Raw genomic sequence first — 24,287 nt, 5'->3', positions numbered from 1 at the left:
TGGTTTATCCAAAAATATTAATCAATATTATTCGAAGGATATCAGAATATAGTATATACATTATTTTTTTTCAAGTCAAATAATAATTTTAAATTTAATTAAATTTCTTTAGTAAAAATTCAGTCAAAAAGAGTACTAACTGAAGTTTTGTTGTGAATCCTTAATATTGCCTCCCCTATTAAAGGAGCAACAGATAAAGTGCTGATCTTGTCCAATTTTTTTTCAGGAGGAATTGGGATAGTATTTGTTACCACCATTTCCTTAATAGGTGATTCCTTGATCCTGTCAATTGCAGGTCCACTTAACACAGGATGTGTACAACAGGCATATACTTCTTTAGCTCCCTTTTGCAAAAGAGCTTCCGACCCAAGGGTTATAGTCCCTGCTGTGTCAATTAAATCATCAATTAGTATTGCTGATTTATCTTTAACATCCCCTACAACATTCATAACCTCAGCCACATTATCCACAGGTCTACGCTTGTCAATTATAGCAATAGGAGAATCTAAAATCTCCGCAAGGGCCCTTGCTCTGGGGACTCCTCCCATATCCGGAGAAACAATCACAACATTATCCATATCTTTTTCTTTAAAATACCTTCCTATTATAGGCCCCCCCATCAAGTGATCCACGGGAATATCAAAAAAGCCCTGGATTTGGTCAGCATGAAGATCCATAGATATAATTCTGTTTGCTCCTGCTGTGGTTAATAAATCTGCCACTAGCTTTGCTGTAATCGGATCTCTGGCTCTAGCTTTTCTATCTTTTCTAGCATAACCATAGTATGGAATAACAACATTAATATTTTTTGCAGAAGCTCTTTTAAGAGCATCTAGCATAACTAGAAGTTCCATTAGATTCTCATTTGCAGGAGCACAAATCGGTTGAATTACAAAAACATCAGAACCCCTTACGCTTTCTTCTATAATAACATCAATTTCTCCATCGCTAAATCTTACAACTTGACCCTTCCCTAGTTCAACTTTAAGGTAGTCCGCAATCTCTTCAGCTAAGTCAGGATTTGCATTACCAGTAAAAATTTTTATTCCATCTTTATCTTTACTCAATCTCTAACCCTCCTGGCTACACTTCTTTTATTTTTGTTTCCTCCAACCTTTTTTATTGACCTGCCTTTGTCTAGCTATAGCGAGACTTTCTTGTTCCACATCATCGGTTATAGTACTTCCAGCAGCTACAAAAGCTCCTTCATTAATTTTAACAGGTGCTATTAAGCTTGAATTACATCCAATAAAAGCACCATCTTTTATTATGGTTTCATATTTATTTTTTCCATCATAATTAACAACAACTGTCCCTGCCCCTATATTTACTTCTTTACCTATAGTAGCATCTCCTATATACGAAAGGTGAGAAGCTTTAGATTTTTCACCTATGAGAGAATTTTTAACCTCGACAAAGTCTCCAATTTTAACCTCATCCATCAACTTTGAATAAGGCCTAATCTGAGCATAAGGCCCTACCTGCACATAAGATTCCAAAACTGATTCATTAACGCTTGAGCGTATAACTTTCACATTATCTTTTAAATAAGAATCAGATATTTTTGTGTCAGGTCCCAAGATACAGTTTGCTCCTACTACTGTGCCATTCTCCAAATACGTTCCAGGATAAACTATAGTATCACTATCTATACTCACTTCCGGGTCGATCATAGTATTTTCTGGTTCAATAACTGTAACACCATTTTCCATATGAAATTCATTTATTCTTTTTTGAAGTATCTTTTGAGCCTCTACTAGATCTTTTCTGTCATTAATCCCCAAAACAGAACTAAAATCATTTAATTCTTTAGCTCCTACTTTTTCCTTTTCTGAATTAAGAAGTTTTATCAGATCAGTAAGGTAGTATTCCCCCGTAACTTCTGAAGGAGATAACTTTTCTAACATAGAAAAAAGCATATCTTTTCTAAAACAGTATATCCCGGTATTAATTTCTTTTACCTCTTTTATCTCTTTACTAGCTTCTTTATCTTCTATGATCTCATTAATTTCTCCATTAGAGTTTCTAACAATCCTTCCATATCCAGATGGGTTATCAAGTTTGGCTGTCAAAACAGTACAGGCATTCATACTGTCTCTATGAAAATTAAGTAGATTTTTTAGTTCTTCGGTTAAAAGAAGGGGGGTATCTCCCATAACAATTAAAACATCTTTCACTACATCTGATATAGCTTCCTTTGCTTTAAGGACTGCATGCCCTGTCCCTAACTGTTCTTCTTGTAGAGCTGTCATTACTTTAGTTTCATCAAATTTTTTATTTAAAAATTCCTTGACTTTTTCTGCCTGATGCCCAACCACTACAACCTGCTCACGTGATAATGGATTTATAGACTTAATCACATGCCATAGCATCGGCTTATTACAAAGAGAGTGTAAGACTTTTGGTGTATTTGATTTCATCCTAGTACCTTTGCCTGCGGCAAGTATAATCGCAGCACAATCTTTAGTCACCCTATAATCCCCCATTCATTCTAGCAGGAAATTTTAATTATACTAATATGAATCTGATTCTGGTACAAAAAGGCTCCAGAATCTAATATAAATTTCATGCTATATTATACCATAAAGATTATAACATATTTATATGAATCAGCAAAAAAAAAGGAGCCTTTCGCTCCTTTTCAAATATGTTTATTTCCTTTATTTTCATCTTAAAATTATTAAATAACAGCCTTCTCTTCATTTTTGATCTCTTTTTCATAAGCTTCTATAACTGCGTCTTGAATTTTGCTTCTCATAGGGGTAGTTATGGGGTGTGCAATATCCTTAAACTCTCCATCTGCCCTTCTTTTACTAGGCATAGCAACAAACAACCCCTTACTACCTTCTATTATTCTAACATCATGTACAACAAATTCATCTCCAAGTGTTACAGAAACTATCGCCTTCATTTTACCTTCGACGTATGTTTTTCTGACTCTTACATCAGTAACTTCAACTGACATTAGTGTTCACCACCTTCCTAAGTTTATGTCTCAATTCTGCGGTGTTCTATAATTCTATAAACAAATAAAATTTCCTGCTTAATTTTATAAAATTTTTTGAATATTCTCTTTCTTTTTAATGTTTTGTATTTTGGCAATTTTTGGGCCCCGTCTTATTTTCTTTGTACTTTGTAACCTTGCGTTTTTAAATAGTCTATTAATTTATTTATATGTTCTTCATCTCTGGTCTCAAGATCAAAATCTACCCCTACCATGCCCAAAGATAAACGAGGATCTTTTCTTATATGCTGGATTGACAGAATATTTGCCCCCGTATCAGAAATCAAATTTAGAATATTTTTTAAAGCCCCTGGCTTATCATAGACAACCGTGTATATTCTAGTAATCCTACCAGCTTTAGCTAGCCCCCGCTGAATTATCCTAGATATCATATTAACGTCAATATTGCCACCTGACAAAACCGCCACAAGATTTTTCCCATCTACTTCAAGTTCCCCTTTTAGTAATGCCGCAAGTCCAACAGCTCCTGCACCTTCTACCATAATCTTATTTCTTTCAAGAAGTAACAAAATAGCTTCTGCTATGTCTTCTTCTGCCACACTCACCATATCATCTACATATCTATTTATAATAGGCATAGTCTTTTTACCGGGCTTTTTGACTGCAATTCCATCGGCTATTGTCCTGACTTCTTCATCTGGCTTTGATACCCACTCTTCTTTTATGGCATTTTCATTAGTCTTATGTCCCTTTGCTACTGGATTGATCTTGTTGGTCTGCACACCAACTACTTTTACCTTCGGGTTTTTTTCTTTAATATAGGTTGCTATCCCAGAGATAAGCCCCCCTCCACCTACAGGGACTAAAATAACATCTATATCATTTGTTTCTTCAAAAATCTCTAGAGCAATCGTTCCCTGACCTGCAATCACCTCATAATCATCAAAAGCAGGGATAAAAGTTTTGCCCTCTTTGTCACAAATTTTATTTGCTTTTGCAAATGCTTCATCATATCCTTCCCCTTGAAGAAGTATTTTGCTACCATAACCCCTTGTAGCTGAAATTTTGGGCAAAGGAGCCCTTTCTGGCATTACAACGGTACAGTCAATACCTAACTTTTTAGAAGCAAGGGCCACCCCTTGAGCATGATTTCCGGCGGATGCGGTAATAACACCATTTGACAATCTTTCTTTGTTAGAAAATAATTTATTGTATGCTCCTCTAAACTTAAATGATCCAGTTTTTTGAAAGCATTCTAATTTAAAAAATATATTGACACCTGTAATTTCGCTTAGGTTAGTAGAATAATTAAAGGGTGTTATGTGAGCATTTTTTGATATAACCTCTTTAGCTCTTTGGATATCTTTAATGTTTATAATAGATCAAACACCTCTATTTGTTATATTGTAATTTATGGCTCCCTAATTAAAGAACTCATCCTGAGTTCAATTAGCTAATGACCTCCTGTCATCAGGCCTTATTTATCCTACTTTCTCATCAAGATGTATTACAATTAAAAACAAAACTTTGTTCATATGACTTTTTGCACCAGAATCAAATATAAGTAAAATGTTTTTTAGTTTTTGTAGGAGTATAGTTGCTTTGGATTGATTTTTACTTTTACATTTGTAGAATCTGCTTCAATTTCTTCAAGTACCACCAGGGATAAAAAATCATCTACTAATTTATTGGATGGTTCATCCGTTGACATCAATACGCCTTTTCCAACCACATGGGCATTAAACTCCTCCGCCATGTCCATTAATCCTTTCATAGTACCTCCGCCTTTCATAAAATCATCCAAAATAAGCACCTTAGAACCTGGTTCAATAGTTCTTTTAGAAAGTGACATAGTTTGTATTCTTTTTGAGGTTCCCGACAGATAATTTATAGTAACCAATGACCCTTCTGTAACTTTACTTTCCCTTCTAGCGATAACAACAGAAGCGCCCATGTAGTGAGCTGTAAACACAGCTAGAGGTATACCTTTTGTTTCTATACAAAGGATAATATCGGGACTTTTCTCATAAAACATTCCGGCCATTATTTTACCGAGACCATTCATAAGCTTAGGATTTGTAACTATATCAGCAATATACACATATCCTCCTGGCAAAACCCTTTCTTTACTCTCTAAACTTTCTTTCAACTCTTCTAAAGTTTCATTTATATTCTCCATTGACAAAAACGGGACAAATTTTATACCCCCGCTTTTTCCAACTATCGTCTTAACCGTACCATGCCCATACCCCTCCAAGTTTTTTCTTACAATATCTATATCTTCACTTATAGTAGACTTGGCTGCACCAAAAAAATTAACAAATTTTGACAAAGGAATCATTTCTCCTGGATTATTAAGCAGCTCATGAGTAATATAAATTATTCTATCAGTACGTTTTGCTTTTTCTTTTTCCATAGAATTATCTCTCCCTCAGAAATTTTATATTAATTAGTTGCTTTTTCTTTAAAAAAATTTTTCTCTATCCACATTAAGTCTTCTTCCTTATCAACATCTGTACCAAGTTCAGGATAAGGTGTTATAACAGCCTTTCCTTGTATGTTTAACAAATTGGATACTTTTTTTTCAACTTGGGAAATACTCAACTGCCCCGTAAGAAGCCTAAACAAAAATGTAATCCCCAAAAGCATAGCAAGTTTAACAGGTTTTTTTCTAAAAAAAATTATTTTTTGAACTTTGTCGTAACACTGCTTTACTTTTCTAGGATTTATAAAGAATACATTCCCACCAGTAAAATGTCCTTCTTTAAATTTAACAAAAGTTCTATTCAATTCAGGAAATCTTTTATCATTTTCTGTTTTATCTATAACTGGATAGTAAAGATCATAGCTCCCCTCACATTTTGATAAAAAATTTTCGATTGCTTCAGGAGTAATCAAAGGAATATCCGAAGTTACAAGGAGTATGCTTTCCCCTTCATTAACAGCTAGAGTTTCGGCAGCTAATAATATGTTATCTAACACTGTGCCATCCTCTGGCAAGATATTTACTTCATAATCTTTTAGAATATGGCCGAGGCTATCTTTTGGCCCCACTATATTTATTTCACTGATTTCCTCTGCCTTACTTAAAGCATTAATAATATAAGTAATCATAGGGTACCCATTTAATTTTATCAATGCCTTATTTTTATAAAAATCACCATCTGTTTCTTCTGGGGACTTTTGGCTTCCAGCCAAAATAACAGCTTTAGTCAAAAGGATCTACTCCTTTCCTACTCCCATATATCGGGGGGTTGTCACAAACACCTGAATGTCACTTCCCCAGTTTTTCAGTAATTTTTCTACTATTTGGGCTTGCTTTTTATCCTTAAATATACCATAAATTGTTGGGCCGCTGCCACTCATCAAAGATGCAAGAGCCCCATTTTGAGTTAGCATTTGAATTATGTCTTCAACCTGACCAAACCAGGACTTAACAGTTGGTTCCATAGAATTGTATAGGTTGTCCGAAATTTTTTCAAGTGATTTTTGCTCTAATGCTTTAATTAGCTTTCCTGACATCAATAAATCATTGTATTTTAAAGGATCATAAGAGTCTTTGTTTAAAGCTTTGTATACTTTTGCAGTACTTACTCCAAAAGAGGGCTTTACCAGTAAAAGATAACACCAGGGCATTGAAGGAAGTCTGGTCAGCTCCTCTCCAAAACCTGTTGCTAACATAGTTCCCCCTCTCAAACAAAAAGGAACATCAGCTCCTAGTTCTTTTCCTAGTTCACACAGTCTATCCAAAGATAGGTTAAAATTGAAAAGCTCATTTAACCCCCATAATACTGCGGCACCATTACTACTTCCACCCGCAAGACCTGCTTCTATAGGTATTTTCTTTTCAAGATATATTTTTAAAGGAGGTATATAATAACCTTCTGTCATGAGCCTTGCAGCTCTATAAGCAAGGTTTCCCTCTCCAGTTGGGACGTTTTGATTATTACTATAAATTTTAATATCTTCATCCTGAAATTTATTTACAGAAATATTTATATTATCTTTAAGGTCTAAGCTTTGCATTATAAGCTCTACTTGATGATAACCATCCTCCCGTTTTCCAAGAACATCCAAAAATAAATTAATCTTAGCAGGGGAAACCACATCTATGTAATCACTCAAATAAATCTTCCTTTCACGATAATATAAATTTTATTTTGGCTCTGTTAAGTTCAATTATTTTATAAATCTTCAGGTCCAGCAGGTCGTATATTTAAGTTTTTTCCGTTGATGGGATCAAGAACATTGTCAAGATTTTCATAAAACACTACTACCAAATCTCCTGATTTAGCAGTATCTATAGCTTTTTTAACAGCTTCTTTTTCACAGAGGACCCTTTCAACTTCAACTTCGTCTTTTGTCACCAGTTCTTTAGATAGCTCTGTTTCCAGGCCATTTGTCAATAATTGTGCTACTTCACCTTTATTTCTTCCTCTAGGATCTTCATCTTCTTTCACAATTATAGTATCAAGGTAGCGCGCGGCAACCCTCCCCGCTTCATGAATCATATCATCCCCTCTATCACCAGGGACTCCAATAACTCCTCGCACATTATTTTTTTCAATTTTTGCTACCATTTCAAGAATTTTCTCCCATCCTGGTGGGTTGTGCCCGTAATCAATCAGTATTTTAATGTCATTATCCTCACATACATAAAAATTACTCCTTCCCGGATTATCTTCGATAGATGGATTAAAATCCTTAATAGAATCATAGCATTTTTCCAATGAAACGCCAAGTGCCAAAGAAGCAGCTATAGAAGCTAAGACGTTCTCTATGTTATGCTCTGCTAACCCAAAGAAAGCTATTGGTATACTAGTAAGTTCTCCCATAGAGACACCATGTTTTCCATTAGCCCAAAAAATCCTGTCATTTTTTACAAAAAGTCCTTTACCACCAGCACCTATATGTCTTTTGAGCCATTTATTTTCATGACTTTTAGAAAATAATATGACCTGCCCTCTTGCTTTTTCAGCCATATATTTTGAGGTTTCATCATCAGCATTTAATACTACTTTACCATTTAACTCTGTAGCTTCAACTACGAGGCTCTTGACATTTACCATATCCTCTATTGTATCGATGCCATCCTGGCCTATGTGGTCTTCTCCTATATTAGTTACTACAGCCACATCCGCCAGGTTATAACCAAGTCCTCCGCGAATAAGCCCTCCCCTGGCAGTTTCAAAAACACTGGCATCTACTCTTTGGTCTGTCAAGACTGTTTTTGCACTACTTGGGCCAGTTGTATCTCCTTTTAAAATAAGTTCATCATCAACAAAAATGCCATCAGTAGTAGTAGCCCCAACAGTATAGCCTTCATCTTTTAAGACCTTTCTTATAAGCCGTGCCGTTGTAGTTTTACCGTTAGTACCTGTAACAGAAACAATTGGAATTTTAGTTTCATCATTAAAGGGGAACAAATAATCAACAATTTCTTTACCAACATCTCTTTTTTCCCCTTTAGTAGGATGTTCATGCATTCTAATTCCAGGTGCCGCATTTATTTCAATTATGGCACCACCGTCTTGAATAGAGTTTCTTATATCATCTACTACTATATCAACACCACCTACATCAAGTCCCACAACCTTGCAGGCTCTTTTTGCAGTCCTTGCGGTTTCAGGATGGATGTCTTCAGTTACATCTATAGCTATTCCACCAGTACTTAAATTTGCACTTTCTCTTAGATATACCATGTCACCTTTTTCAGGAACATAATTCATAGTCATATTGTTTCTAGCAAGCACCATATTTACAACCGGGTCAACGCTGATTTTAGAAAGCGGTTTTTCGTGACCTTCCCCCCTTAAATGATTTTTTTCATTTTCTAAATCAATTAATTTTCTAATTGTATTCTCACCATCACCAACAACATGGGCAGGTAATCTTTCTGAACCAGCAACAACTTTGTCTCCAACAACTAAAATCCTATAATGTTTTCCTTCAACATGCTGCTCAACAATAATTTCAGGACTGTAATTAAGAGCGACCCTATAAGCTGCCTTTATCTCGTCTTCGCTCCAAATATTAAGGGTCACACCTTTGCCTTGGTTACCATCCTTAGGTTTTAACACAAGCGGGAAGCCTATTTCATTAGCTGCTTTAACAGCATCCTTTTCTGTTTCTACTACCTTGCCAAATGGAACGGGTAATCCAAGCTCATCTAACATTTCGTTTGTTTTTCTTTTGTCACAGGCAATATCAACACCTATACACGATGTATACTCCGTCGTTGTAGCTTGAATCCTTTTGCCATTTTTACCAAAACCCAATTGAAACATACTAGCATCATCATCTAGTCTTATGAACGGAATGTCTCTTTTCTTGGCCGCTTTTAAAATTGCTTCAGTACTTGGCCCAAGCCTTGTTTCTGAAACTATATCTCTTATTTCTTTAATTCTTTGTTCAATTTGTGGTGCTTCTTTGTTAATCATTTTTTTGACAATATCCACAGCATGGTCTAAGGCCGTATCTAAACCTTGTGAGGATTTTTGTTCAACAATTATATCATAAACTTTTTCCACGTTGGTAGCCCTTGTAGTACCATAGTTTGTCTCAACATTTGAAAGCTGCATAAGCTCAATTGTTACATGCTCTACGACATGGCCGAGCAAAGTTCCTTCTTTAACCCTTTCTAAGAATCCCCCTCTATAACCTCTAGAGCAGTGATGTTCAATTATTGAAGGGAAATTATCTTGCAAGCATTCATAAAACCCTTCTATTTCATTTGTCTTAACTTCAGAAAGTTCTCCCAAATCAATTCTTGCTTTTATTACAGGATTATGGCTATATATATTTCTTCCTCTTAATACTCTTTTATCGAGAACTTTCAAACTCTAGTCCCCCTTTAACATGACGGCGTTTAAGGTCAAAAAAATAACCTGCAGATAAGACATGTATTATAATATTAGTTATTGCCAAAGGCTGATCTTCTCCTTCTTTAATTATATTAGAATGATCTATCTTACTGCCGTCTACCACGGTGACAGTCTGAGTACCAAGCACTTTTAGCATTGTTTCATCTTCAGTTACTATAGCAGTATCTTCATCAATTCCAAAACCTAATACATGAGGATTTTGGGCAACAACCGTTAACAACCTTCCCATACGGCCGCGCTGATCAAAGTGTTGATCAATAACCGTCCTTTGTAAAAAACCAAGTCCAGGGGCCATATTTACTGTACTCTTTGCTGGAGGCGATTCATCAAGACCCTCTACAATCATTGTATCACTCATTACAGAAGCTCCAGCACTGGTACCCCCAACAACTAAGCCTTTTCGGTGATATTCATGTAATTTTTTATCAAATTCTGTGCCTCCTATTATACTTGTTATTCTTAGCTGATCACCCCCAGTAAAATACACACCAGTAATATCATCAAATAAGTTTATAAGCGCTTTTTTGTCACCATCTTTTCTTGTCTGGATGTTTAAAACATGAACATCTTCTGCGCCAAAGTTTTTAAATACTTCTTTGTACCTCTCGCCAGTTTCTTCCGGGTCTTTAGTAGCTGTAGGTATAACTCCAATACATGCATTACTACCACCAGATAGTCTAACAAAATCTTTTAGAATAGACTTTTCACCTTTGTTTTCATTCCCTCCAATAATAAATAACCTTCCCTTAGACACGCTTATATACACCTTCCCTTTTTAAGCATAGGCACAACAATATTTTTCCCCGGGAAAAATCATTTATTCAAATAAAAAAAGCACCCCTTCTAGGAGTACTTTAGACCTTAAATCAATCCCGGGAAAAATTCTGGTGCAAAAAGTCATAAAAACACTATAGCTTATGTGAATAGACTTTTTGCACTAGAATTTAAAATTTTATTTATTTTATTCTTGATAATCTATTAGTTGAAGTTAAACCCGGTATTCTACCTCTTTTTGCAATAGGAATTCCATCTACCTCTTTTAAGTCCATGGTCATATCTATAGGTCTTGCAGCAGCTATGTAACTGCCAACGCCAAAGGTACTAACTCCGGCTTTTTTAAGTTCGATTATTTTATCTGGGGTCATACCTCCCGATGCAAGTATTCTAACATAATCAAACCCTGCTTGATCTAGTTTTGCTCTAGCTTCTTTAATGAGCCCCGAAGTCACACCCCCTCTTTCAGAAGGCGTGTCAATTCTTACCCCAAACAAATCCTTACCTAATTCCCTGGCAACTCGCAAAGACTCCTCTACTTCATCTTTAAATGTATCTACTAATATCACCCTGGCATCATTTTCTGGCATGATTTCATTATATGCTTTTGCTACTTCCACGGTATCTCCTACCATTAAAAATACTGCATGGGGTACTGTGCCCGAAGGCTTTATCCCCCAAAGTTTTGCACCTAATATACAACTACAACCATCAAATCCCCCAACCAGTGCAGACCTTTCCATCACTGGTGCGGAAGAAGGGTGTATATGTCTAGCTCCAAAGCATATTAGAGTAGCATCTTCACCAGCAGCTTCGCGGCACTCACTAGCAGCAGATGCCCAACCAGAAGAGGAAGCAAGAATTCCCAAAAGAGGGGTTTCATAAACCGCTACCTGGGAATATGGACCTTTTAGTCTCATTATTACTTCTTTTTCACCAAAATTTTCCCCTTCTTTTAGAGTCCATACTTCTAGGTCGGGTTTGTCTTTTATTAATCCCATAACCTCATTAGTTCCTGCCATAACTCCTTCTCTCGATGCAAACACTTCTGCTGTCACTTCTTTTTCAGATCTGTTCAAATGTTCCAAAAGCTCTTTTGTCCTGACAAAATATATATCTGTGGTCCTGCCACTTAAAATCTCTTCATGACTTGCACTAAAAAGCCTTCTATCTTTATTTATTTCCCAATCGTATACATCTTTTACACGGTTAAACTCTTTCATATTATAACCCCTTTCTGTTATTCCTTAAGTATTTTAGTTATTTTATTTATCTTTTTTATTTTTAAAAAATACGAAGAAACCTGTCACAACTCCCCCTGCAATTAGTACAAAGGTTATAGCACTTGTATTTTTTGCCTCAGGTCTTTCAACATCTTCTTTTATAATTAAATTAGTAGCCCCTATTTCTTCACCTTGACTAAAGAACATCATTTCACCTATTTTATCATTTTTTTCTAGGGGTAGAGAAAGGGAATCTTTTAGACTGTTTCTTTCTTCAATTGGATTTGACTGTTCTTTTGTATTCACCATATAGCTTACTTCTGAATCAGTATAAACATCAAGTTCTATATCATGCTCTTCAATATTTATCGAGTCGACCAGTTCGTTCTTTTCTGAAACCATAATCTTTTCATAGTTTTCAAAAACGTAATCAAACAAATTTTCGGCACTGTTAAACAGTGCATTTCTGGTATCACTTCCAAGTATAACAGCTACTAATGTAATATCATCTTTAGTTGCAGATGCCACCAGGGTATGACCAGACATAGCTGTATACCCTGTCTTAACTCCGTTAGCATATTGATAATTTTTTAGAAGTCTATTGGGATTATATAACTCTCTAGTTCCATCCTTTAACTTTATCTCATCTTCTGTTGTATTTACAATTCTTCTAAATTCTGGACATTTAAGCGCTTGTCTTGTTATCATGGCAAGATCATACGCAGTTGTATTATGGTCTGGATAACCGTTTGTAAGTCCATGGGGGTTTTGAAACCCAGTATTTTTTGCCCCGTATTCTTTCGCTTTCTGATTCATTTTTTCTACAAAACTTTCTTTTGACCCTGATACATGTTCTGCAGCTGCTATAGCCCCGTCATTAGCCGAGCGGAGCATTATCCCATAGAGCAGGTCTCTAACAGAAAGTGTCATCCCTTTGTTAAGGTGTAGTGTAGAACCTCTTACTCTAAATGCATTTTCTGTTACTTCTACTTGTTCCGATAAAGAAGAGTTCTGTAAAAGTAAATGTGCTGTCATTATTTTGGTAGTACTAGCCGGGTACATACTTTCATGTTTATTTTTATCATATAAAACCTGTCCATTCTCTACTTCTATTAAAACAGCCGCATCTGCGTAGATATCTATGTCAGAACTATCTGAACTTGCACTTATAGTACTTATAATGGCATTTCCAAAAAAAATCATTACAACAAGGATTAATACTGTTAATTTTTTGACATTTATCACTCTGTCCACTCCCCTTTGTCTCAATATTAAATTATACCCTAGGTTTTAAATACTTTCAATAATAGGTCCCCCGGTGAACAACTAATAATCTTTAATTTTGATAACATATTAGGGAATATAATAACAGTGAACAAAATATAATTAATTAAAAAAGGAGAGATAACATGTTTTGGGAAAGTCTTCTTGTTACCTTTGGCATGGTTTTTTTAGCTGAGCTTGGAGATAAAACCCAGCTTGCAACCATGCTTCTCGCAACCCAAAAAAAATCTTTGTTAGGAGTTTTCATCGGAGCTAGTACTGCTCTTATTTTAGCAAGCTTTTTAGGTGTTATGCTTGGAAACATATTAACAAAATACCTGCCTCCAAACATATTAAAAAACGGGGCAGGAGTAGCTTTTATTATATTAGGGGTAGTGTTACTGATCTCTCAAAAATAAAGCAGGACCTCCAGATACAATTCTAGGTCCTGCTTTAGACAAATAATGTCTAGCCTCTAAAATTATTATTTTCCAATAAACATTTGAGTAAAATATTTGCCGTAAGTACCACCCTCTACTACACCTACACCAATATGTGTAAAGTTTTCATTTAAAATATTCCTTCTGTGCCCATCAGAATTCATCAAGTTGTTATGAGCAGTCTCGACTGTTCTAGAACCTGCTAAGTTCTCACCAGCTGTTCTATAATTTATTCCAAACTTATTCAACATATCAAATGGCGAACCATAGGTAGGTGAGTTATGGGCAAAGTAATTATTATCTATCATGTCCTGACTTTTCGCTCTTGCAACCTCAACTACTTCGTAGTCTACTTCTAAAGGAGACAACCCTCTTTGTCTTCTTTCTTCATTTACTTTGTTTATCATCTGTTCTTCAGCATCATTTAATTCTTCTTGCTCTTCTTGCTCTTCGCGCTCGTCTTTTTCTTTCTGTTCTTCTTTTTGTTCTTTGTTTTCTTCAGACTTATCTTCTTCAGGTTCTTTATCTGGCTCTTCTTCTTTTGGCTCTTCTTCTTTTGGCTCTTCTTCTTTTGGCTCTTCTTCTTTTGGCTCTTCTTCTTTTGGCTCTTCTTCTTTTGGCTCTTCTTCTTTTGGCTCTTCAGGCTTGTCCTTGCCAGGTTCTTCTTTAGAGTCTTCCTCTGGAACATCCACTTCTTTATCAGCTTTGTCTTCCTGATTTAGATCTGGTCTCTGGACCAATCTTAACTGTCCATCTCTTATTACAAACTTCAAAGGAGTTTCAAGCCTTCCTACTTGTCGATTAAAACTATTCCTACTCTCATTTCCCCATCCTGAATGATTTAAACTCACTTTAATAACCCGAGGAGTATTATCTTGACCACTACTTCTCAAAATAATTCTGTTTGATGCAAAAGCCTGAGATGTTGAAGTTAAGAAGAACAAAAAGACAACTGCTAAACTTAAAAACTTTATGTACTTATTTTCCAACCCAAACCACCCTTTCTATAACATAATTTTGATGTTATGTTAATTATATGGCGATACCTCCGATTCTTACAAATCCATGTTAATAAGTTGCAATTTGATAAAAAGAAGTTAATCATTATATTTAATACCATTACTGTAAAATTTATAGAATTTAAAGGCAATGGCTAAATAAACCATTAATTAGCTATTATTGGACAAAAAAAAGCAGCCAACGAGGCTACTTTAGCTCTTCTTAAACTATCAAATGCATACTCTTCTTACATAGGAATTAATAGTTTCTGTCCAGGAAAAATCATGTCAGGGTTTTTGATATTATTTGCTTTTATTATGTCTTCAGCCGCCACATCAAATTTTTCAGCAATATGGTAAATAGTGTCGTTCTTTTGGACTACATAAATCTTCAGCGAAGGACCTGATTTTTTCTTAGGTTTACTGATAGGTTTTTCCTTTTTTTCATCTTCTAAATCAATGACCACTTCATGTTGGGCTGTTTGTGTAACTTTTGCAAACACTTCAACAACTATTGTTTCCCTAATAAGGGTAGGGTCCTCCTGATCAATCTCCTCTTGAATAGTTTCTATTCTAGGAGAAATCTGTACTTGATGATCAGGCATTGCGCCAAGTATATCTATTGTAACGGTAAAAGGAACATCTTCTGAGGTTTCAATAACTTCATCAGTAGTAGCATCGACAAAAAATATCTGTTTATGAACTGTACCTTCAACAATTACTTTATCATCTATAACTCTTCCTTCTACATCCCTAAATTCACCTTGTACCTGTTGTATTTTTCTAGCAGGGCAAGAAAGTTTTGTATCAGCTTCTACGAGCTGCTGTACCCTATCTTCGCCTATAACAGGAGAAACTTTTAATAGCTCAGTTACAGTTTCTACACCTATGATATCGGTTACCACTTCTATTTGTACAGTTTCTGTAACTTTGGCGAAAACTTCTACTACTGCTGTTTGTCTCAAGTTAAAATCGTCTACTATTTCATGATCAACAAATTCTACCCGGGGAAACTCCTGTACATTCATACCTGGCCTAGCACCAGGGATATCAATAGTCACAGAAAAGTTTTCAGTTGCTGTCTGTTCTCTTACTACATCTAACTCTGGATCAACAAAATATATTTGCTTCACAAGCGTTCCTTCCACTATCACTTTATCATCTAGTACCCTGCTTTCTACATCTTCAAACCTGGTATCAACAGATTCAACTTTTCTCACAGGATAATCAAGTTTTACATCGCTTATTAGTTCTGTCTGGGTAGTATCCTCACCTATAACATCCTCTACTTTAAGTAGCTCTGTTTCAACTTCAATATCAGTGCCTACTGCATCGGTCACAACCTCTAATTGAATCTCTTCAGTAACTTTAACAAATACTTCTATAACTGCTAACTGTTTAAATACCTCTTCTTTTAAGTGATCTTTTTTGTCGTTGTTATCTTTTTCTTCTACCCCTACAAATTCCACTCTTGGCCGTACTTGAACTTCATTCCCCGGCTCTGCCCCAGGAATATCAACAAAAACCGAAAAGTTTTCTTCAAAACTTTTTTCATGAAGAGTTCCTGTTTTGTCATCTACAAAATAAACCTGCTTTTCTAAAACTCCTTTAACAATCACTTTGTCTTCAATCACTTCTGTATCAGTTATATTTACTTCAGCATCTACTGGTTCTCTAATTTTTCTCACGGGGGCCGGTAACGTGATATCTGCCTCAACATTAGTTTGCACAACGCCTTCACCGACTACCGACTTGACTTTTAATAGTTCCTTTTCTAATTCAATGTCCTTATGAGACACACTAATCCCCTCCTTGACCTACCTTTTACTATAATATATGCATTTTCCAAAAAGTATGTTAGTTATCTTTAAAAGGATTTATTTAAATTTCCCCTGTAACAGTTTTTGTTACGCCAACATATGTTGTATTAAATCAACAAACCGTTAATGCAGATCGGTTCTCCTACTAAAGGAGGGAAAATATGACCAAAAAATGGACTAAAAAAGAAATAGAACTCTTAAAAAAAGACTACCCAACCAAACCCAAAGAAGAACTCGAAAGTTTATTTAACAGAAATATGGCTGCTATTACTTTTAAGGCAAATAGCCTAAATTTAAAACGCCAGCAGTATTGGACAAAAAAAGAAGAAGAGCTCTTAATGAAATATTATTCTACTGTCTCTGAAGAAGAGCTCGCCACACTATTAAACAGAAGTATAGCAAGTATAAGAAATAAAGCCAGCAGGCTTAATATAAGAAAAAATGAAAATAAACCCAAAGCAAAACCATGGAGTCAAAATGAAATAAAAAAACTAAAAGAGATTTACCCTACAACATCTCAGGAAGAGCTTACTGAAATTTTTAATAGGTCGATAAATGCTATTAGAAACAAAGCTTTTCAATTAAACATCAAAAGAAAAAAGAGATAAAAAAAGAAAAGCCAAAATATAATAAGGGGTTCGATTTTGAAGTTGAAAATCTAAAATCACAGGCCAAATCACAAAAAATTCACATGGTAAATCACAAATTTTTCACACTAAAAAAAATGGCAGTTCTCATTTATCAAAAATGAGAGAGCTGCCATTTTTATTTAAGACACATAAATCTGAAGATGTTCAGTAGATTAATTTTGTTCTAATGTTAATTCCTTCTCTTTAGCATTAAATATCCAAGAAGTTGTTTCTTCATCTTTACATTCTACCTCAAAATAAAGCTCTTTCCCATCTTCTGACCATTTTATATTATGAAGGTTCGTGGGTTCTTTCCTGTCATATTTTTCTTCGAACTTCTCCATTTGGGTTATCTCCACTCCTTCATCTTTTTCCACGTCATGAAAGTGCAAATGATGAAAACCAGTGCCAACGCATGTATAGTCATAAATAATATAATCATTGTCCAAAAACCAGTATAATTCCACTTTATCAGATCTTTCAGCCCTACCGATTAAATTTATTTCGTTTGTTTTTGTATCTACATATCCAACTATACTTGGATTATATCCTCCAATACCAAAATGAACGGATTTTTTGTTTTCCTTATTGGTTTCCTTTACTCCAACTGCATTTAAATAAGATTGCGGTTCACCACGGTCACTAGTATATTCTATTAGCTGCTCCCATACATCTCCTAAAGTTATTTCTATCCCATCTGATAATTCTATCACCTCTTCTAATTTTGGATTAAAATTTGCTACCAAGTCATAATCTTCTTCAACTTGAAAAGTATAGGACTTATCTTCACTACCTATTTCCCCTTCTAAATCTTCCCAGTAGTAAAACTCAAAATAATCACTAGGTTTAGCTTTAACTGTTACTTCTTCACCGTATTTATAAGTTTCTTCGTAGTCAGTATTCTGAATTTCCTCAACACCAACTTTCCCTTTATCTTTGGGAGCTGATAGGCTCACTTGATATTCTTGTTGTTCAAATTGTGCTTCTAATGTAATATCATCAATAACTTCCAATTTATAATCTTTATCGCTTGTTATTTTTTCTCCGTCCTCTTTCCATTTTTCAAATTCATAACCTTCCTCTGGTTCTGCTTCTACTGTAACTTCTTCACCTTCTTCATAAGTGCCTTCGCCCGAAATTTCCCCAGCATCTTCAGGATAAGCTTGTAACTCTACTTCATACTCTTGGACACAACCCACCATAAAAGCTACTGAAACAAATAAGCATGTGATAAACAATAAATGAAATGATCGTTTCCCTGACAAATTACCACCTCACTTCTGACTCTCTAATATACTTTGTTAATACAGGGGAATAAATCGGATAAAATATATTGTCTCAACAAATCTATACTACTTTTCAACATTAATGATCAAATTTGTTGTATCCAATTCAAAATAATCTTTCACTTCTGGTGCTATCTCTATTTCGATACTACTACCGTCTGAAATATCTTCGAATTCATAACCTATCCCAAATCCAGTTGCTCCCTCTGCAGCTTCTTCATCATAGACTTTTTCTTCATCCAAAATTTCAATATCGTTTAAATTATATAACCAATTTTCATGTGATCCAATTCCGTGAGCACTAAAATCAGCGTTAGATGCTGGATCTATACCCCCTGAAAAATGTAAAACAAATTCAGAACTGTCAATTGTTATCTCTCCATCGCTTGAAAATTCTTTTTCTTTACTTTTATCATTTTCTGAAACATTAACTTGAAGTGTACCATCCCACAAATTACTTTCAAGCTGTAGTTCGTTAATTTTTTCCTCCGATAACACCTCATGAGCCATTACACCTTCAGTTTGAGCCATTTCAAGCAAAACATCTGAATAAAATTCAGCCCTATTATTTTGACGCTCTTTCGATTCTAACTCTTGTTCTAGATTTTTTATCCTAGACTCTTTTCTAGATAATTCATCTTTAAGCTCTTCTTTTATCTCTTCATTTTCATTTTTTACGTGCTCCTTTTCTGTTTTTTCCTCTGGAGTACATCCGGCCATTAAAACTAATGAAACTGATAAGCATGTAATCAATAATAAATGAAACAGTTTCTTTCTTGACAAAGTACCACCTCTCTCACCTTAAGATCTTCAAGATAATGGCAGCTCTCTCTCTATCAAAATGAGAGAACTACAATTACTTTTAAGGCACATATATCAGATAGTATTTATGAATCATAAGTATTCTTATAAATAAACTAATTATTAAACTCAATAATTTCCCTGTCTTTAAAATCGAATTTATACTCTCCAGACGACTTGTGTTCTCGTTCCTTACCCTCATCAAGTCCTTCACGAACAACAACTTTTAAAACTTCTGAATTTTTCCATTCATGGTCTTTATAAACGTCACTTGAGCAAGCTCTGGGAACAGGCTGAGCAAATGGGTTTTCATAGGAAGACGCTTCAGTAAAACTATAAAGCTTGCCCTGATCAGTAACACTATTTGGTTCAAACACCTGTTTAACGCTTACGTCTTCATTTGTGTTTACTACCTGAACGTCAACAGTTAATGGTAATGGGTTTTTTACCCTGTAAGCTATATAGTCACCTCCAGGAGATTGGTTAAAATCAGCCAATGTCCAAGGATTTATCTTATCATCCCCTACAGAAAGTTTTTCGAGATCGTTTAATTCTCCTAAAAAGTTTATTTCATCGATTTCATTTCCTATAAGGTTGACTTCTTTAAGATTAGTCAATTCATGTAGTGCTTTAATATCTTTTATTTCATTATTGTTTAAGTTTAACTTCTCTAGTCCCGTAAGTTCAGTTAAAGCGGCTATATCTTGGATTTTATTGCCCGAAAGGTTTAAGTTTTTAAGATTCTCTGCTTTTCTCAAGTTATTCAGATCGCTAACACCTTCTCTTTCCGCCTCCAAAGATGTTAACTCTTTAATATTTTCTTTAGTCACTTGATCTACACCTAATTCTTCCTTAATAGCTGCTTCTAAGTTTTCATCAGAAATGTTTACAATTTCAGCAAAGCCAGCAACTAATTCTTTGCTTTCTTCAATTTCAAATTCATAGTCTTGATCTTGACTGACTCTTTCTCCATCCTTATACCAACCTTCAAATTCGTAACCTTCATCTGGTTCAGCTTCTACAGTTACCTCTTCCCCCTCTTCATAAGTTCCTTCACCCGAAATTTCTCCTGCATCTTCTGGATCAGCTTGTACCTCTACCTCGTATTCTGGAGCACAACCTACCGTAAAGACTGTTAGAGCTGTTAAGCTTATTACTATTATTAAACAAGCTAATTTTCTTCCTAATATTTTTACCACCTCACTTTAATTTTTCAAAAAAATTAAGTCCAAATAGGACTATAAAATATCATGCTAACTAATTTTCATTTAATTGTTCTTCATAACCTAGGTTAAATTAAGGAACAGCAAATATCTAAAACGTCTCAGTCTAACAACCGCTAATTTCAATTATACATTATATGGCAACACTCTAAAAGTCTAGAATTCATAGGATAATATAATTTTCCGCATAATTTTAACGTCTAAAATCGCAACTTTTTAACACAAGAAATATTTATTTCTATTGTGTATTATCTTGTGAAAAAATTGTAATTTTTAAGTTATTATAATCTTAATTCCTGTCATAACAGTAAAAAGTAACAGTTAAAATTATGTGATTTAACTGCTACTTTTTTGTAATTTACTTTGTGATTTTAGATTTTCAACTTCAAAATCGAACCCCTTACAAAATATAAGAGGCTTTTCTTTTTTTATCTCTTTTTTTATTAACACTGTTATTTTTTTATTCTACTACAGCCCAGTCTATCTTTTGGTTATTTCCGACTGAAAGTTCTACTGTTTTGGTTAATACATCCGCATAATTAAATGTGAATCTCTGACTATAAGAAGATTCATCTACCCTAACAATAAATATAGCCGGATAGGTATTTTCTAGTACTCCTTCTTTTTCTATAGTTTTTTTTCGTCCACGATTAGCTTTTAGCTTTATTTTTTCACCAATATATCGATCAAGGGTTGATTTAATATCGACCAAGGCATTTTGAGCCGTCACCATGAAATCACCTCTTCTAGTTGCATATTATTATAAATTATACCGTATCTACTACTTTGTGTCAAGGGTAAATTTAGCGAAATAACCCTGAAGCTGATAAAATTATCACTAGCTAAACACTTACTTAGTGTATTTATCAGCTACTTTAGAGGCCCCGAAAGAATACGGCTTAATCTTAGGGGAAAAGCCGCTTCCAAAGACCATTCCAACCACTTCTCGTATTAGCTCTTTAGTCTCCCCGTTTTCTCCTACATCCAGGTGAATTTCAAGGTTCAAATCTTTGTGCTTATTCTTGCTTAACTTCCCTGTCATTTTACTGGCAATTTCAAGGCTTAATGAAGTTTCATAAAAAATTTTCTGTCTGAGAGAACTAATATGGTCTCGGTTAGTTCTTCTAAAGAAATACCTGGCTCCTTTTCCTACTCGGTGGACAATAATTGCTGTAACAAAACATGATCGTTTTTTTAGATTATGAGAATCAGTTCCTATAATTAGCTTGTATTGATCTTTAGGGCAGTCACTAATATAATTAAGAAGCTCGTCAAAAACTTGATCAAGGGTCAATTTCCCTCTAGAGGGACTTTGAAACATTAGCATTCTTAACTACTCCTTTTAGTCCGACATTTTTATCCTAAAAATCTCCTAAAAAAACTCACCATGTCTATTATAAAACATATTAAAAATTCTGGCAAATTTAAAAAGATCTAAATCTTCCGGCCTTGCCCTTTCGTTAATTTCAGTTTTTTCAAAAATTTCATCTAATTCTCTTTTGGCTAAATTACAGTTCGAAAAACTCTTCAAGTTATTCTTTAAGGTCTTTCTTCTTTGTGAAAAACATTTTCTAATAAACTCTACAAAGCTATTTTCATTCTCTACTTTTACCGGTGGTTCTGAGTGCTTTTTTAATCTTATCACTGCGGAATCTACTTTTGGTCTCGGATAAAAAACTGCTGGAGATAGTTTCATAATAAAATCTTTTTCAAAATAATAATCTAAAACTACTGTCACAGATCCATAATCCTTGGTACCATTTTCAGCCATGAACCTGTCAGCTGCTTCTTTCTGTACAGTAAGTACCATTTCCGTTATCAAAAGCTGTTCCTGTGCAAGCTTAATCAAAAGAGGAGTAGTAATATAATAAGGTAAATTAGCGACAACCTTAATTTCACCAGGCACATTATCATAAATGTTTTCAAATTGATCTTTGATGTTAATTTTCAAAGCATCCGCTTCAATTAAAGTTACATTATTATACTCTTTAAGTATAGTATCTCTCAAAATATAAATGATATTCTTATCTATTTCAATTGCTATTACATTGTTCACTTTCCTTGCAAGAGCTTCTGTCAAAGTACCAATCCCGGGACCTATTTCGAGAATTGTATCTTCCTCATTCAAATCAGCTGATTTAATAATTTTATTTAATATATTTTCATCAATGATAAAGTTTTGCCCATAATTTTTCTTGACTCTCAAATCGTACGTGTTAATCAGTTCTTTAACTTTTTTAGGAGAAGTTAGCTTCATCTAATCTTCCTTTCAGTAATATCTCGCCGGATTAATGTATTTTACTGCAAAAAGTCATATTGAACAAAGTTTTATATAGGCTTTTTGCAGTAGATTCAATTATTTATTCGTTTTACTTTAACTTCCCCAAGTCCTCTTGATCTTAGACCTATTTCTTCTGCAGCTCTTTTTGATAGGTCAATAATCCTGCCTCCAATATGAGGCCCCCTATCATTAATTCGCACAGTAACGCTTTTTCCTGTAGCTACACTTACCACTTTAACTTCACTTCCAAAAGCAAGCTCTGGATGAGCCGCGGTAAGATCATTCATGTTATAAGTTTCCCCACTAGAAGTCCTTCTGCCATGAAACTTGCTTCCATACCAGGAAGCCGTTCCCTGTTCAATTATTTCAGTTTCCGGTTCTTCTGTCGTACCGACCTTTATAATTTTTGGATCAGGTGCTACCTCTTTTGTATCTAAGATCTCTTTATCGGTTAATTTTTCACCTAGATATGACAGCTCTACTTTCTCTATTAAATACCCATCTCTTCCTTTTTCTACAACTTTTTCTTCCCCTTTTTTTAATTCGGAAGTTTCCTTTTTTTCTACTTCATATGGTAAAGGTTCAATAGATTCTATTGTTTCTTGCCTAAATTGATCCACTGTAATTTTCGCATAACCCTCTTCTTCATCATGCTCTTTAACCACACGGTCTTCTCTTTCAATTATTATATCAGCTTCTTCCAAAATTTCTTTTTTTGTTAAATCATTTGAGACATGAATTTTTTCTTCCTTAAAACCATTTATATATACATCAACTTCTAGTTTGTCATATGTCATTTCAGCAGCTACTACAAATCCTAGACTACCAAACAAAATCATAAATAATAAAACTAATGCCAGGTTAAAGCTTATATGGTTTTTTATCATTTTTATATTTACCTCCAAGCACTAAGCTTTTAATTATATCTATGATAACCCATCAAAAAAGTTTATAGCATTTTGTGTAGTTATTTCAGCTACTTTGTCCAGGTGAAGGTCTTTTTCTTCAGCAACTGCTTCTCCAACTAACCTGGCATAAGCCGGCTGGTTTAACTTACCCCTAAAAGGTTCTGGGGCAAGATATGGACAGTCTGTTTCGACCATAATTCTATCCATAGGAGCACGGCGAACCACTTCTCTTAGTTTTTCAGCTTTTTTAAAGGTAATAGTACCGGTAAAGGAAACATAATAGCCCATTTTTAGTAACTCAGATGCTACACTCCAGTCGCCGCTAAAACAGTGAAACACACCTTTTATACCATTGAAATCCTTAAGTATGTTTATCATATCCTGATGGGCATCCCTATCATGAATCACTACAGGCATATTTAGTTCTTTAGCAAGAGACAGCTGTTCTTTGAAAACCTTTATTTGAGTATCTTTAGGGGAAATGTTTTTAAAATAATCCAAACCCATCTCCCCTATAGCTACCACTTTTTCTTCTTGGCTCATTTTTTCTAAACTATCTATATAACCTTCTGGAGCATTTTTGGCATCATGAGGGTGAATTCCAACAGCTGCATAAATATCATCATATTTTTTTGCAAGTTCAATTGTTTTCTTTGATGATTCTATGCTTATGCCTATATTGATTATTCTATTCACACCTTTTTTTTTGGCTTCTGAAATTAATGAATCTACGTTTTTTGATAATCTATTATCATCTAAGTGAGCATGAGTATCAATTAAATATGTCATTTT

General features: G+C 34.6%; 23 protein-coding genes. 2 read left to right on the top strand and 21 right to left on the bottom strand.

Features of this window, described 5'->3' with window-relative positions; all coding sequences use genetic code 11:
- Positions 1-119 precede the first annotated feature (119 nt).
- The 11 genes from ACONDI_RS14485 to ACONDI_RS14435 form a co-directional block, all read right to left on the bottom strand.
- On the bottom strand, positions 120-1,067 hold the full coding sequence (locus ACONDI_RS14485; protein WP_241079243.1) for a ribose-phosphate diphosphokinase: 948 nt from the start codon (positions 1,065-1,067) through the stop codon (positions 120-122).
- 27 nt (positions 1,068-1,094) lie between these two features.
- Positions 1,095-2,471, bottom strand: coding sequence for a bifunctional UDP-N-acetylglucosamine diphosphorylase/glucosamine-1-phosphate N-acetyltransferase GlmU (glmU, locus tag ACONDI_RS14480; protein ID WP_277397790.1), 1,377 nt, complete (start codon positions 2,469-2,471; stop codon positions 1,095-1,097).
- Between the two features lie 209 nt (positions 2,472-2,680).
- Entirely contained in the window at positions 2,681-2,965 is a 285-nt protein-coding gene (gene spoVG / locus ACONDI_RS14475; protein ID WP_241079242.1) for a septation regulator SpoVG, read from the bottom strand.
- Positions 2,966-3,117: 152 nt separating this feature from the next.
- Positions 3,118-4,287 carry a threonine ammonia-lyase gene (ilvA, locus tag ACONDI_RS14470; protein WP_277397860.1) on the bottom strand — a complete coding sequence of 390 codons (1,170 nt, stop codon included), beginning with the start codon at positions 4,285-4,287 and terminating at the stop codon, positions 3,118-3,120.
- 254 nt (positions 4,288-4,541) lie between these two features.
- The gene (gene purR / locus ACONDI_RS14465) at positions 4,542-5,381 is read right to left on the bottom strand and encodes a pur operon repressor (RefSeq protein ID WP_241079241.1); all 840 of its coding nucleotides are present in this window, start codon (positions 5,379-5,381) and stop codon (positions 4,542-4,544) included.
- Between the two features lie 29 nt (positions 5,382-5,410).
- Positions 5,411-6,181, bottom strand: coding sequence for a nucleotidyltransferase family protein (locus tag ACONDI_RS14460; protein ID WP_241079240.1), 771 nt, complete (start codon positions 6,179-6,181; stop codon positions 5,411-5,413).
- Between the two features lie 6 nt (positions 6,182-6,187).
- Entirely contained in the window at positions 6,188-7,090 is a 903-nt protein-coding gene (gene ispE, locus ACONDI_RS14455) for a 4-(cytidine 5'-diphospho)-2-C-methyl-D-erythritol kinase (protein ID WP_241079239.1), read from the bottom strand.
- 59 nt (positions 7,091-7,149) lie between these two features.
- On the bottom strand, positions 7,150-9,804 hold the full coding sequence (cphA, locus tag ACONDI_RS14450; RefSeq protein ID WP_241079238.1) for a cyanophycin synthetase: 2,655 nt from the start codon (positions 9,802-9,804) through the stop codon (positions 7,150-7,152).
- Positions 9,788-10,609, bottom strand: coding sequence for a cyanophycinase (locus tag ACONDI_RS14445; RefSeq protein ID WP_420848214.1), 822 nt, complete (start codon positions 10,607-10,609; stop codon positions 9,788-9,790). Before ACONDI_RS14445 ends, cphA begins: the two co-directional genes overlap by 17 nt.
- 196 nt (positions 10,610-10,805) lie before the next feature.
- Entirely contained in the window at positions 10,806-11,846 is a 1,041-nt protein-coding gene (locus ACONDI_RS14440) for a nicotinate phosphoribosyltransferase (protein ID WP_241079236.1), read from the bottom strand.
- Positions 11,847-11,888: 42 nt separating this feature from the next.
- The gene (locus tag ACONDI_RS14435; protein WP_241079235.1) at positions 11,889-13,091 is read right to left on the bottom strand and encodes a D-alanyl-D-alanine carboxypeptidase family protein; all 1,203 of its coding nucleotides are present in this window, start codon (positions 13,089-13,091) and stop codon (positions 11,889-11,891) included.
- A gap of 164 nt (positions 13,092-13,255) precedes the next feature.
- Here ACONDI_RS14435 and ACONDI_RS14430 point away from each other — a divergent pair, with 164 nt between their 5' ends.
- Positions 13,256-13,528 (top strand): TMEM165/GDT1 family protein, encoded by a 273-nt coding sequence (locus tag ACONDI_RS14430; protein WP_241079234.1) that lies wholly within the window; start codon positions 13,256-13,258, stop codon positions 13,526-13,528.
- Positions 13,529-13,593: 65 nt separating this feature from the next.
- On the opposite strand, the gene ACONDI_RS14425 is transcribed toward ACONDI_RS14430, so the two are convergent.
- Entirely contained in the window at positions 13,594-14,538 is a 945-nt protein-coding gene (locus ACONDI_RS14425) for a CAP domain-containing protein (RefSeq protein WP_241079233.1), read from the bottom strand.
- Between the two features lie 257 nt (positions 14,539-14,795).
- Positions 14,796-16,346, bottom strand: coding sequence for a DUF3794 and LysM peptidoglycan-binding domain-containing protein (locus ACONDI_RS14420; protein ID WP_241079232.1), 1,551 nt, complete (start codon positions 16,344-16,346; stop codon positions 14,796-14,798).
- A gap of 182 nt (positions 16,347-16,528) precedes the next feature.
- On the opposite strand from ACONDI_RS14420, the gene ACONDI_RS14415 reads away from it, so the two are divergent.
- Complete coding sequence (locus ACONDI_RS14415) at positions 16,529-16,975, top strand: hypothetical protein (protein ID WP_241079231.1); 447 nt, start codon at positions 16,529-16,531, stop codon at positions 16,973-16,975.
- Positions 16,976-17,169: 194 nt separating this feature from the next.
- On the opposite strand, the gene ACONDI_RS14410 is transcribed toward ACONDI_RS14415, so the two are convergent.
- The 8 genes from ACONDI_RS14410 to ACONDI_RS14375 all read right to left on the bottom strand — a co-directional run bounded on the left by ACONDI_RS14410 (position 17,170) and on the right by ACONDI_RS14375 (position 24,284).
- Complete coding sequence (locus tag ACONDI_RS14410; protein ID WP_241079230.1) at positions 17,170-18,261, bottom strand: InlB B-repeat-containing protein; 1,092 nt, start codon at positions 18,259-18,261, stop codon at positions 17,170-17,172.
- Between the two features lie 87 nt (positions 18,262-18,348).
- Positions 18,349-19,065 (bottom strand): hypothetical protein, encoded by a 717-nt coding sequence (locus ACONDI_RS14405; protein ID WP_241079229.1) that lies wholly within the window; start codon positions 19,063-19,065, stop codon positions 18,349-18,351.
- 134 nt (positions 19,066-19,199) lie between these two features.
- Positions 19,200-20,282: a leucine-rich repeat domain-containing protein gene (locus ACONDI_RS14400; protein WP_241079228.1), complete on the bottom strand. Its 1,083-nt coding sequence runs from the start codon at positions 20,280-20,282 to the stop codon at positions 19,200-19,202.
- A gap of 484 nt (positions 20,283-20,766) precedes the next feature.
- Complete coding sequence (locus ACONDI_RS14395) at positions 20,767-21,039, bottom strand: Veg family protein (RefSeq protein ID WP_241079227.1); 273 nt, start codon at positions 21,037-21,039, stop codon at positions 20,767-20,769.
- A gap of 117 nt (positions 21,040-21,156) precedes the next feature.
- Complete coding sequence (locus tag ACONDI_RS14390; RefSeq protein ID WP_420848213.1) at positions 21,157-21,627, bottom strand: ribonuclease H-like YkuK family protein; 471 nt, start codon at positions 21,625-21,627, stop codon at positions 21,157-21,159.
- A 51-nt stretch (positions 21,628-21,678) separates the two neighbouring features.
- Complete coding sequence (rsmA, locus tag ACONDI_RS14385; protein WP_241079225.1) at positions 21,679-22,563, bottom strand: 16S rRNA (adenine(1518)-N(6)/adenine(1519)-N(6))-dimethyltransferase RsmA; 885 nt, start codon at positions 22,561-22,563, stop codon at positions 21,679-21,681.
- 95 nt (positions 22,564-22,658) lie between these two features.
- Positions 22,659-23,474: a septal ring lytic transglycosylase RlpA family protein gene (locus ACONDI_RS14380; RefSeq protein WP_241079224.1), complete on the bottom strand. Its 816-nt coding sequence runs from the start codon at positions 23,472-23,474 to the stop codon at positions 22,659-22,661.
- Between the two features lie 39 nt (positions 23,475-23,513).
- Positions 23,514-24,284 carry a TatD family hydrolase gene (locus ACONDI_RS14375; protein WP_241079223.1) on the bottom strand — a complete coding sequence of 257 codons (771 nt, stop codon included), beginning with the start codon at positions 24,282-24,284 and terminating at the stop codon, positions 23,514-23,516.
- Positions 24,285-24,287: the final 3 nt, after the last annotated feature.

The organism is Natranaerofaba carboxydovora (assembly GCF_022539405.1).
Classification (GTDB): Bacteria; Bacillota; Natranaerobiia; order Natranaerobiales; family Natranaerofabaceae; genus Natranaerofaba; species Natranaerofaba carboxydovora.
The sequence above is the reverse complement of the archived record's forward strand: the minus strand, read 5'-3'. Positions and strand labels throughout refer to the sequence as shown.

Excerpts from the sequence above, each read along its gene's own strand:
- spoVG (WP_241079242.1), bottom strand. The coding sequence starts at position 2,965 with ATGTCAGTTGAAGTTACTGATGTAAGAGTCAGAAAAACATACGTCGAA.
- purR (WP_241079241.1), bottom strand. The coding sequence starts at position 5,381 with ATGGAAAAAGAAAAAGCAAAACGTACTGATAGAATAATTTATATTACT.
- ACONDI_RS14440 (WP_241079236.1), bottom strand. The coding sequence starts at position 11,846 with ATGAAAGAGTTTAACCGTGTAAAAGATGTATACGATTGGGAAATAAAT.
- ACONDI_RS14430 (WP_241079234.1), top strand. The coding sequence starts at position 13,256 with ATGTTTTGGGAAAGTCTTCTTGTTACCTTTGGCATGGTTTTTTTAGCT.
- ACONDI_RS14415 (WP_241079231.1), top strand. The coding sequence starts at position 16,529 with ATGACCAAAAAATGGACTAAAAAAGAAATAGAACTCTTAAAAAAAGAC.
- ACONDI_RS14395 (WP_241079227.1), bottom strand. The coding sequence starts at position 21,039 with ATGGTGACGGCTCAAAATGCCTTGGTCGATATTAAATCAACCCTTGAT.
- ACONDI_RS14390 (WP_420848213.1), bottom strand. The coding sequence starts at position 21,627 with ATGTTTCAAAGTCCCTCTAGAGGGAAATTGACCCTTGATCAAGTTTTT.
- rsmA (WP_241079225.1), bottom strand. The coding sequence starts at position 22,563 with ATGAAGCTAACTTCTCCTAAAAAAGTTAAAGAACTGATTAACACGTAC.
- ACONDI_RS14380 (WP_241079224.1), bottom strand. The coding sequence starts at position 23,474 with ATGATAAAAAACCATATAAGCTTTAACCTGGCATTAGTTTTATTATTT.
- ACONDI_RS14375 (WP_241079223.1), bottom strand. The coding sequence starts at position 24,284 with ATGACATATTTAATTGATACTCATGCTCACTTAGATGATAATAGATTA.